Here is an 11,321-nt window from a genome sequence, read left to right as displayed (position 1 = left end):
TCAGGCCTTGCCCGGCAACTTCAGGTTGCGCGCATACCAGGGCCGGCGCGGGGTGCGGCGCAGCAGGTCGCTGATATCGCCCTCATCACTGAAAGCGATGCGCAAGGCCAGCTTCATGGCTTCGATCTCCATCTCGCCCATGCCGCCGCCGGCGTCGGTGATGCCACCGCAGCCATGGGTGCTCGGCCCGAGCCAGGGGTCGGGCACCTCCACCCAGCGCCCCGGCGCGAACCAGGAGACGCCGTTGATATCGCGGCGCTGCACCTCGCCCGGGTGGGCGCGCTCATGGGCGCGGTACCAGTCCTCGATGCGGTCGTCGATCCAGCCATGGAAGCGCCAGAACACCGGGTTCACATGGGAGGAAAAGGGGTCGCCCAGATAGTCGTTCTCGGCGCGGAACCAGCGCGCGGCGTAGTCCGCCTGGTCGCGGTCGCCCACCACCGGCATGCCGTTGGATGGGTCGCGGGTGACCGTGGCCCAGCGCATGTGCAGCCAGTCGTGGATGTTCAGCTCCACCTCGGAGCCGAACTCCGCCAGGGTCAGCCGGCTCAGGTAGTCCGGGTCCTGGTACTGGGATTCCCAGACCTGGAAGTTGCTGAAGAAGGTCTCGGCCGCCTTGACGCCGCGCAGCCACTCGCTCAGCTCCTCGTCATCGGCCGCCAGCCAGGCCGGCGGTACCGAGTTGCCGTCGTGGTTCTCCTGGTAGCGGATGAACCCCAGGCGATCGTGCTCGACATAGGGCGAGGGCAGCGGCAGGCGCGTCCAGTTGGGCAAGTCGGGCTGCAGGGCACGGGCCTGGCCGAGCATGTGCCGGTGCATGAAGAAGAAGTCCTCGCCCGAGCCGTTGAGGTGCTTGCGCCGCCCCCGTGCGCCGCGTTCGGCGTCACGCGGGCCGGGCTGCCAGCCGGCGCCGCGCAGGGCATCGCGGCGGGCGTCGTCGAAGCGGTGCCACTTGTCCCGCGTGGCGTGCCAGAGCTGGTGGAACAGCCGGTGCTCGGCGGACACCAGCCAGCGCATCAGCGCCGGTGCCAGCGGGGTGACCTGGTGCGCCTCGGGGAAGGCACGCTTGGTGGCGACGAACTGGCTGTCCGGCTCGGGCATGTCCAGTGGCCGGTCGATACGGCGGATGCGCCCGGTCAGCGTCCCCGCCCCGGCATCGCCCCAACTGCTCCAGACCTCGTCGAGGATCGCCTCCAGTTCATGGCTGGGGGCCGACTCGCCCACCGGCACCAGGCGCCAGCGCAGCTTCCCGGCATCCGCCGCCACCAGCTCGCCCAGCACCCGGTAACGGGGCTCTTGGCTGCCACGCAGGCGTTCGCCCAGGTCGATGAAGCCGCGCAGGGAGCGCCCGGTGGGGCCGATATCGAGGAGCATCTGCACGCCCTGCACGGGCAGGTCGTCCAGGCCGATGTCCATGCCGCTGAAGCGCAGGTCCCAGATACCGCGCAGCTTGCCGGTGAGGCTCACGCCCTCGCCTGCGGCGGCCTCGACACTGGCCTCGCCAGGGGTCTCCACCTGGTCCTTCTCCAGCGTGTCGTCGTGGTCCACCGGCTGGCGTGCGTACCACACCGCAGGCACTGCCGCCCCGACCACCGCCAGCCCCGCCATGAACCCACGCCTGGAAAACCTCATCGTCACATCCGTATCCGTGTCAGCCACTCCAGCTAGAACGAGAGGCCCTGATACAAATTTACTGCCCCCGCAGCGCTAAATTTCCCGCCGCCACCCTCGTTCCTCCGTGACAGGCGAACCCCGCAGCGGCGGGCGCCGGAACCGCATCGACCCTGGCAATCAACGGGATGGCAATGAACACGACCCGCTCCAGCAAGGCCCCCTACCTCGTCGCCCTGGCGCTTCTCCTCGCCCTCGTCGCTGCTGCGGCCTGGTACGTCCTCTTCCCACGGCCCGCCGAAGGCTACCCGCGCGAGGTGATGAAGCACGCCGAGGAGCTGCAGGACCGCATTCTTTCCTTCGACAGCCACATCACCGTGCCGCCGGACTTCGGCACCGGAGGCAACGAGGTCGACAAGGACGGCGAAGGCCAGTTTGACCTGGTCAAGGCCGGGCGCGGGCGCCTCTCCGGCGCGGCGCTGACCATCTTCGGCTGGCCGGAGATCTGGAACGGCCCCAACGCGCCCCATCGCCCCACCGCCGCCTTCGTCGACGAGGCGCGCCACCAGCAGGAGCTGCGCTACAAGATCATCAGCGGCATGGTGCGCGACTTCCCCAACCAGGTCGGCATCGCCTACACCCCGGCCGACTTCCGCCGCCTGCACGGCGAAGGCAAGTTCGCCATCTTCATCAGCATGCTCAACGCCTACCCCCTGGGCGATAACCTGAGCGCCCTGGACACCTGGGCCGCGCGTGGCATGCGCATGTTCGGCTTCAGCTACGTGGGCAACAACGCCTGGGCCGACTCCTCGCGCCCGTTGCCCTTCTTCAACGACAGCGTCGATGCCCTCGGCGGCCTCTCGCCCCTGGGCGAGCAGGCGGTGGCGCGCCTCAATGACCTGGGCGTGATCATCGACGTGTCGCAGATGTCCACCCTGGCCCTGGAAGACGTCGCGCGCCTCAGCCGCGCCCCCATGGTTGCCTCCCACTCGGCGCCGCGCGCGCTGGTGGACATCCCGCGCAACCTCAGCGACCGCGAGCTGCAAACCATCAAGGGCAGCGGCGGCGTGATCCAGGTGGTGGGCTTCCCCGCCTACCTCAAGCCCCTCAGCAAACCGACCCTGGACAAGCTCAACGCCCTGCGCGCGCGCTTCGACCTGCAGCCGCTGGACGGCCTGGCCAACGCCCTGATGCCGGGTGACGCGATCATCTCCATCTGGCCAGAGCAGCGCTTCGGCGAATACGCCAGCTCGCTCTACGCCATCCTCGAAGAGGAGCCCCGTGCCAGCGTCAAGGAGCTGGTGGACGCCATCGACTACACCGTGCGCAAGGTCGGCATCGACCATGTCGGCATCGCTTCCGACTTCAACGACGGTGGCGGCGTCGACGGCTGGATGAACGTCGGCGAGTCGCGCAACCTCACCGCCGAACTGATCCAGCGCGGCTACTCCGACGCCGATATCGCCAAGCTCTGGGGCGGCAACTTCCTTCGCGTCTGGGAAGAGGTGCAGCGCCGCGCCAAGCCGGCCGCTGCCAGCGCCGAGCAACCACAAGCGGAGCGTGGCTGATGAGCGATCGCCGTACCTTCCTCAAGCAGGCCGGCCTACTCGCTGCCGCCCTGCCCCTGGGTTCCACCCTCGCCGGCCACGCCCAGGCCGCCACGCCGCCAGCCAGCCCTGCCAAGGACAAGTGGCAGGCGCTGCGCCAGCAGTTCGACCTGGACCCGGCCTACCTGCACTTCTGCAGCTTCCTCCTCGCCTCCCACCCCCGCGTGGTGCGCGAAGCCATCGCCCACTTCCGCGCCCGCCTCGACCAGAACCCCGGCGAAGTGCTGGACTGGGAGCGCGAGGAACTCTGGGGCTACGAGAACGAGGTGCGCGCCTGGGCCGGCCGCTATTTCGGCGTGCAACCGAACCAGGTCGCCCTCACCGGCAGCACCACCGACGGCCTGTCGATGATCTACGGCGGTCTGCAGGTGGCACCGGGCAAGGAGATCCTGGTCAGCGCCCACGAGCATTACTCCACCATGACCCGCCTGGAGTACCGCGAGCAGATGATGGGCACCCGGGTGCGCAGCGTGCCGCTGTTCAAGGCGCCGCACAGCGCCTCGGTGGACGAGATGCTCGGCAACATCCGCCAGGCCATCCGCCCGGAAACCCGCGTGCTGGGCATGACCTGGGTGCAATCCGGCAGCGGCGTGAAGCTGCCGGCACGCGAGGTCGGCCAGCTGGTGAGGGAAGCCAACCAGGGCCGCGATGAGGCCGACCGCATCCTCTACGTGGTGGACGGCGTCCACGGCTTCGGCGTCGAGGACCTGAACTTCGCCGACTTCAACTGCGACTACTTCATCGCCGGCACCCACAAGTGGCTGTTCGGCCCGCGCGGCACCGGCGTCATCATCGCCCGCGAGGAAAAACCGCAGCCCTACCTGGTGCCCAGCGTGCCCACCTTCACCCTGGGCGAGACCTTCGGCACCCTGATGACCCCCGGCGGCTACCACGCCTTCGACCATCGCCTGGCGGTGGGCAAGGCCTTCGAGCTGCACCTGGAGCTGGGCAAGGCCGATGTCCAGGCACGCATCCACCAGCTCAACAGCTACCTCAAGGACCGCCTCGCCGAGCACGCCAAGGTGCAGCTGGTCACGCCGCGCAGCCCCGCGCTGTCCTCGGGTTTCACCTTCTTCCGCGTCGAAGGCCGCGACTGCGACGCTGTGGCCCGCTACCTGCTGCAGCACAAGGTGATCAGCGACGCCGTGGACCGCGACGTCGGCCCGGTGGTGCGCCTGGCCCCCGGCCTGCTCAACGACGAAGCCGAGATCGACCGGGTGATGGACATCCTCGCCCCGCAGCTCGCCTGACCCTTTCGCCATTCGAGAGAACCGCCATGCATGCACTCAAGCCCCTGGCCCTGGTGGCCACCCTGTTCGCCGCCGCCCCGGCCTTCGCCGCCGAGGCGAACAAGCCCGGCAGCCTGTTCAAGGACTGCAAGGACTGCCCCGAGATGGTCGTGCTGCCCGCCGGCAGCTTCACCATGGGCACCCCCGACGACGAAGTCGGCCGCCAACCCGACGAAGGCCCGCTGCACACCGTGACCTTCGCCAAGCCCTTCGCCATCAGCAAGTTCCAGGTGCTGGCCAAGGAGCTGCAGGCCTGGCAGCGCGAGGCCAAGGTCACCCTCCCCGACGGCGACGACCGCCCCGGCCGCCTGTGCAGCAACGGCAAGCCCAGCTACCCGCAAGGCCCCGAGCAGCCCGCCGTGTGCATCAGCTACGACGAGGTGAAGGCCTATGTCGCCTGGCTGTCGAAGAAGACCGGCAAGCACTACCGCATGCTCAGCGAATCCGAACGCGAGTACGCCGCCCGCGCCGGCAGCGAAGGCCCGTTCCCCTTCCCCTTCGACGAAGGCAAGGAGTACAGCATCGCCCAGCACGCCAACACCTACGGCGCCGCCGACGGCTACAACTTCACCTCCCCGGCGGGCACCTTCCCGGCCAACGCCTTCGGCGTCTACGACATGCACGGCAACGTCTACGAATGGGTGGCGGACTGCCTGCACGACAGCTACGTCGGCGCCCCCACCGATGGCAGCCCGTGGATGGAGGAGACGTGCGAGGTCGTGCAGATCCGCGGTAACGACTGGGGCGAGGCGCCGATCTTCTCCCGCTCCGGCAACCGCAATGCACTGGTCACCACCGAGCGCGGCGACTGGATCGGCTTCCGGGTCGCCAGGGAGCTTTAGCCCCCCCGCTAAATTTGCCCCGTCACCAGACGTTCAAGAGGTGCGCAGCCACGGGTTGCGCCCCAGCGGGTGGCAGCGGCCACCCGCCAACTCTTCAAGCAGGTACCCCCCATGAACAGGCCCGCGCGCGGAGTGATCAAAGAGTTGTTCACGCTGCTCAAACCTTTCCGACTGATCGTCATCAGCTCCATCGTGCTGGGCATGGTGGGCGGCCTCAGCGTCACGGTGCTGCTGGCGACCATCAACGGCGCCCTGCATTCCGAAACCAGCCTGAGCGGCGGCGTCGTGGCCGCCTTCGCGGGGCTGTGCCTGCTGGCACTGGGCAGCGCCATCTATTCGGACATCGGCACCAACTACGTCGGGCAGCACATCATCGCCAAGCTGCGCAAGGAACTGGGCGAGAAGGTGCTCTCGGCGCCGATCGAGCAGATCGAGCGCTTCCGCACCCATCGCCTGATCCCCGTGCTGACCCATGACGTCGACACCATCAGCGACTTCGCCTTCGCCTTCTCGCCGCTGGCCATCGCACTCACCGTCACCCTGGGGTGCATGGGCTACCTGGCCATGCTGTCCTGGCCGATGTTCCTGATACTGGTGCTGGCCATCGTCATCGGCATCACCGTGCAGTACTTCGCCCAAGGGCGGGGGATCAGAGGCTTCATGCAGGCCCGCGACTGGGAAGACGACCTGCAGAAGAACTACAGCGCCATCGCCGAGGGCGCCAAGGAACTGAGGATCCACCGCCCACGCCGCAACCGCATGTACGTGTCAGGGATCGAACAGACGGCCCAGAACATCTGCAACACGCAGATCCGCTCCATCAACACCTTCGTGATCGCCAAGTCCTTCGGCTCGATGCTGTTCTTCGTGGTCATCGGCCTGGCCCTGGCCATGCAGTCGATGTGGCCGAGCGCCGACAAGACGGTCATGAGCGGCTTCGTCCTGGTGCTGCTGTACATGAAGGGGCCGCTGGAACACCTGATCGGCACGCTGCCGATCATCGGCCAGGCACAGATCGCGTTCAGCCGCATCGCCGAGCTGTCGGAGCAGTTCTCCTCACCCGAGCCCCACCTGCTCCTCAACGCCCAGGGCAGCCCGGACAAGTCCATCAGCAGCCTCGAACTGCGCGATGTGTCCTACGCCTTCCCCGCCGTCGAGGGCAGCGCCCCGTTCCGCCTCGGCCCGGTGAACCTGAAGATCGACCAGGGCGACATCGTCTTCATCGTCGGCGAGAACGGCTGCGGCAAGACCACCCTGATCAAGCTGCTGCTGGGCCTCTATGCCCCGCAACATGGCGAGATACGCCTGAACGACCAGGCGGTGAACGCGCGCACGCGGGATGACTACCGCCAGCTGTTCACCACCATTTTCGCCGACTACTACCTGTTCGACGATGTCGTCCAGGGCGACCAGCACCTGCCCGAAGACGCCAACACCTACCTGGAACGCCTGGAGATCGCCCACAAGGTGAGCGTCCGGGACGGCTCCTTCACCACCACCGACCTGTCCACCGGGCAACGCAAGCGCCTGGCGCTGGTCAACGCCTGGCTGGAAGAGCGGCCCGTGCTGGTGTTCGACGAATGGGCCGCCGACCAGGACCCCACCTTCCGCCGCATCTTCTACACCGAGCTGCTGCCGGACCTCAAACGCCTGGGCAAGACCATCATCGTGATCTCCCACGACGACCGCTATTTCGACATCGCCGACCAGCTGGTGCGCATGGAAGCGGGGAAAGTGGTGAGCGAATTGCAGACAGCGTGATTGATCACGATTCTTATTTCCGGTTTTTTCAGTGCCATCCGTCTTATCAAAAATCAAAAACAACGCCACCACTTCGACGACCAAGAGGACCACCATGCCAGCGCTACCGGGACTTACGAACCTCACCAAGGCATTGCTCATGCGCCGTATGCTTCAGCCGGGTTTCAACGCCACCGCGCTAGGCTTCGCCTTCTCCATGGCGGTTGCCGCCCAGGTACAAGCCCAGGAGATCGAATTCAACATTCCCGCCCAGTCACTGGCCAGCGCGCTGCTGACCCTGGGCAAGCAGGCCGACCTCCAGGTGCTGTACAGCGCCGATGACGTCCAGGGCCTGCGCAGCCAGGCGGTCGTCGGCCGGTTCTCCACCGACAAGGCCCTGGCGCGGATGCTGGCGGGCACCAACCTGTCCTTCAGCCTGCAGAACAACACCGCCATCCTGCAGAAGCGCTCCGCCTCCGACTCCCTCGAGCTGAGCACCATCAACATCTCCGGCCAGTCGACCGAATCGGCCTATGGCCCCGTCGACGGCTACGTGGCCACCCGCAGCGCCACCGGCACCAAGACCGACACCCCGATCCTGGAGATCCCCCAGGCCATCAACGTCGTCACCGCCGACCAGATCGAAACCCAGGGCGCCCGCAACCTGACCCAGGCCCTGCGCTACACGCCCGGCCTCGGCGTCAACGGTTTCACCGATCGCAACGCCATCGCCGACGAGATCACCAGCCGCGGCTTCGCCCCGACCCCGCTGTACCTGGACGGCGCCTACCTGCCCTACGCGGGCAGCCTGGGCGGTGCACCGCAGATCGACCCCTACACCCTGGAACGCGTCGAAGTGCTCAAGGGGCCGTCCTCGGTCCTCTACGGGCAGAACCAGCCCGGCGGCGTGGTGAACATGGTGTCCAAGCGCCCGACCACCGAGCAGCGCAGCCAGGTGAAGTTCGGCCTGGGCAGCTACCACCGGGTGAACGGTGCCTTCGACACCAGCGGCCCCATCGACGAGGAGAAGCAGTTCTCCTATCGCCTGGTCGGCCTGGCCAAGAAAGGCAACGAGCAGGTCGCGCACACCAACAACGAACGGCTGCTGCTCGCTCCCAGCCTGACCTGGGCCCCGTCGGAAGACACCTCCCTGACCCTGCTGGCGCAGATCCAGCGTGACGACGGCCTGTTCGACTACCAGGCCCTGCCGATGGTCGGCAGCCTGGTCCGTGGCCCCAACGGGCAGAAGATCGACCGCGACTTCTTCGCCGGCGACTCCAAGTACAACGACTACAAGCGCGACCAGTACATCCTGGGCTACGACTTCACCCAGAGCCTCACCGATGACCTGAAATTCCGCTCCACCGCCCGTTACATCGACGTGCGCGACCGCTACAAGGGCTTCTACCTGCGCAGCTTCGCGACCGACACCAACGGCGACACCGACTACACCCGCGCCAACCGCGTGAAGCTGGACTGGCAACAGCACAACACCGCCTACACGCTGGATAACAACCTGGAGTTCAAGTTCAACACCGGCGCCCTGGAGCACACCACCCTGGCGGGGATCGACTACCGCCACTTCAACCGCAAGTACGACGGCTACAACGCCTACAACGTGCTGCCGGTGGACCTGTACGGCAAGAACAACTACGACACCAGCAGCCTGACGCCCGTGCTGGACACCAAGTGGGACAACACCATCCGCCAGATCGGCCTCTACGCCCAGGACCAGATCAAGCTCGACAGCTGGATCCTGACCATCGGCGGCCGCAAGGACTGGGCCGAGGTGGAGAACAAGGACCTGCTGGCCGACACCATCACCGAACAGCGTGACCACAAGTTCACCGGTCGCGTGGGCCTGACCTACGTCACCGACTTCGGCCTGGCGCCCTACGTCAGCTACTCCGAGTCCTTCCTGCCGACCGTCGGCACCGCCGCCCCCGAGCGCGGTGGCAAGGCATTCGAGCCGACCGAAGGCGAACAGTACGAAGTGGGCGTGAAGTACCAGCCCTATGAGAAGACCCTGATCACCGCCGCGGTTTTCCAGATCGAGCAGAAGAACGTGCTGACCGGGGACGTCGAATACCCCCAGTACCAGTCGCAACAGGGTGAAGTGCGCTCCCGAGGCATCGAGCTGGAGGTCAAGTCCAGCATCGAGAACATCGACGTGCTCGCGGCCGCGACCTACATCGACTCCTTCTACACCAAGGAAACCTACGGCAACGAAGACAACCGCAGCGAGGCGCAGGCCCCCGTGTCCGCGACCGCCTGGGTCGACTACCACTTCGTCCAGGCGCCCCTCGCCGGCCTCACCTGGGGCGTGGGCGCGCGCTACACCGGCCGCAAGCCGGGCGACGCCGCCAACAGTTTTCACACCCCGTCCTATGTCGTCTACGACACCACCCTCAGCTATGACCTGGGCAAGCTCTCCAGCGATATGCGAGGCCTCCAGGCCAGCCTGAACGTGCAGAACCTCTTCGACCGCGAATACGTGTCGGACTGCAACTACTCGTTCGGCTGCTACTACGGCCAGGAGCGTGTCGCTTCGGTCGAGGTGTCCTACGACTGGTGAACGCCAGCGGCATGAAGAAACCGGGCTTAGGCCCGGTTTTTTTATGGCTGCCGTGCAGGGTCGAGGCCAGCATTCGGGGACGGACATCCCCTCCTCCGCCCATGAAAAAACCGGGCCTTGCGCGGCCTGGGCCGCCAGGTGCTATGGCTCTGTCTGCGTTAAGTGTTGCTAGAGGATTTGAGTCCAGCTGATTGCCGAGCCCTGGTGATGTTTCTGGTTTCGCCCACCCGGGCGAGTCCCTTTTCCAATCGTTGAAAAGGAACCAAAAAACTTGCCCCATCATCCGGCCCGACTGCGTCGGGTTCCCTCACTCCATCGTTGCTCTGGGGGCCGGCGCGATGGGCCATCCATGGCCTGGCGCGCCTCTCGCGGCATCCATGCCGCTCGTCCCCCGGCGCAACGACTGCGTTCGGCCTCCTGGAGGGGCGTTGGCGGCTGCTCCAACTTTCTTCGCCCAGAGCATTACCACGTGGTGCGCACGGACTTTCGTAGGATGGGTAGAGCGGAGCGAAACCCATGCGGTGGAGGTGGCACGAACCCTTGGGTGCCCGGAAATAGCCATGTTTGAGCGCTTGCATTAAAGCCACAACAGCTAACGCCGACAGAGCCGGGGGCTATCGCCGGCTCAACGCGCCAGCGCCTGGCGCAAGGCGGACACCAGCTGCGCGTAGACGTCGTCGATATCCGGCACCACGCTGCGCAGGCGCAGGAAGTCGTGGATCAGCCCCTCGAACTCCAGCACCTGTACCGCAACCCCCTGCTCCTGCAGGCGCCGCGCATAAGCCCGCCCCTCGTCCAGCAGCGGGTCGAACCCCGCCAGGGCGATCACCGCCGGCGCCACGCCGGCATGGTCGGTCGCCAGCAACGGCGAGAAGCGCCAATCGAGCCGGTCGGCCGCCTCCCGCGCGTAATGCCGGTAGAACCACTCCAGGGTTTCGCTTTCCAGCAGGTAGCCCTCACCGAACAGCTGCATCGACGAGCTGCTGGCCGAGGCATCGGTAACCGGGTAGCACAGGAGCTGCAGGCAGGGCCTGATGACCGCCTCCGCCGAGCGCGCCGCCTCCAGGGCCAACACCGTGGCCAGGGTGGCGCCGACGCTGTCGCCGCCGAAGACCACGCGGGTGAGATCCAGGGATTGCTCCCCGGCATGGGCGGCCAGCCAGGCCAGCGCATCGGCACCGTCGTTCAGCGGGGTCGGGAACCTGTGCTCGGGCGCCACGCGATAGCCGACCGAAAGCACCGCGCACGGCGTCCGCTCGCAGAACTCGCGGCACACGCCGTCATGGGAGTCGAGGCTGCCGACCACGTAGCCGCCGCCGTGGAAATACACCAGGACGGGCAGCGTTCCGCTGGCAGTGGACGGCCGGTACAGGCGCAGGGGCAGCGAGGCGCCATCCCGGCTGTGGAACTCGAAATCCGTCGAACGCACGCCCTGCGGCGCGGCCCAGCGCAACTGCAAGGTGGTGCGTTCGAAGGCCTCCCTGGCCTGTTGCGGGGACGACACATGGAAAGGCCCGGGGCCACTGGCCTGGCTTTCTTCCGCCAGGTCGAGGAAGGCGTTCAGCTCTGGATGCAATGGCATCGCATGGTTCCTTGATCAAGGGGTACATCCAACGGAGGGGCCACGCAGGTGGCGCCCCCCAGCAGTACGAAGGAC

The 11,321-nt window shown here is 66.8% G+C and carries 7 protein-coding genes; 5 read left to right on the top strand and 2 right to left on the bottom strand.

Features of this window, described 5'->3' with window-relative positions:
• Positions 1-1,632: a pyoverdine maturation tyrosinase PvdP gene (pvdP, locus tag PI990_RS14705; RefSeq protein WP_271661099.1), complete on the bottom strand. Its 1,632-nt coding sequence runs from the start codon at positions 1,630-1,632 to the stop codon at positions 1-3.
• Positions 1,633-1,805: 173 nt separating this feature from the next.
• On the opposite strand from pvdP, the gene pvdM reads away from it, so the two are divergent.
• The 5 genes from pvdM (at position 1,806) to PI990_RS14680 (ending at position 9,664) form a co-directional block, all read left to right on the top strand.
• A complete protein-coding gene (gene pvdM / locus PI990_RS14700; protein ID WP_271661098.1) occupies positions 1,806-3,179 on the top strand; it encodes a pyoverdine-tailoring dipeptidase-like protein PvdM in 1,374 nt (457 codons plus the stop codon).
• Entirely contained in the window at positions 3,179-4,468 is a 1,290-nt protein-coding gene (gene pvdN, locus PI990_RS14695) for a pyoverdine-tailoring periplasmic protein PvdN (RefSeq protein WP_271661097.1), read from the top strand. The genes pvdM and pvdN overlap by 1 nt, the downstream gene beginning before the upstream one ends.
• 26 nt (positions 4,469-4,494) lie before the next feature.
• Positions 4,495-5,349, top strand: coding sequence for a dihydropyoverdine dehydrogenase (pvdO, locus tag PI990_RS14690; protein WP_271661096.1), 855 nt, complete (start codon positions 4,495-4,497; stop codon positions 5,347-5,349).
• A gap of 111 nt (positions 5,350-5,460) precedes the next feature.
• Entirely contained in the window at positions 5,461-7,110 is a 1,650-nt protein-coding gene (locus PI990_RS14685) for a cyclic peptide export ABC transporter (RefSeq protein WP_271661095.1), read from the top strand.
• 148 nt (positions 7,111-7,258) lie between these two features.
• A complete protein-coding gene (locus tag PI990_RS14680; protein WP_271661303.1) occupies positions 7,259-9,664 on the top strand; it encodes a TonB-dependent siderophore receptor in 2,406 nt (801 codons plus the stop codon).
• Positions 9,665-10,289: 625 nt separating this feature from the next.
• Here PI990_RS14680 and PI990_RS14675 read toward each other — a convergent pair.
• Positions 10,290-11,246, bottom strand: coding sequence for an alpha/beta hydrolase (locus PI990_RS14675; protein WP_271661094.1), 957 nt, complete (start codon positions 11,244-11,246; stop codon positions 10,290-10,292).
• Positions 11,247-11,321 lie beyond the last annotated feature (75 nt).

It is taken from the genome of Pseudomonas sp. TUM22785, assembly GCF_028198105.1.
Lineage (GTDB): Bacteria > Pseudomonadota > Gammaproteobacteria > Pseudomonadales > Pseudomonadaceae > Metapseudomonas > Metapseudomonas solani.
Note: the sequence above shows the minus strand (reverse complement) of the source record. Positions and strands in the feature narration are given on the sequence as shown.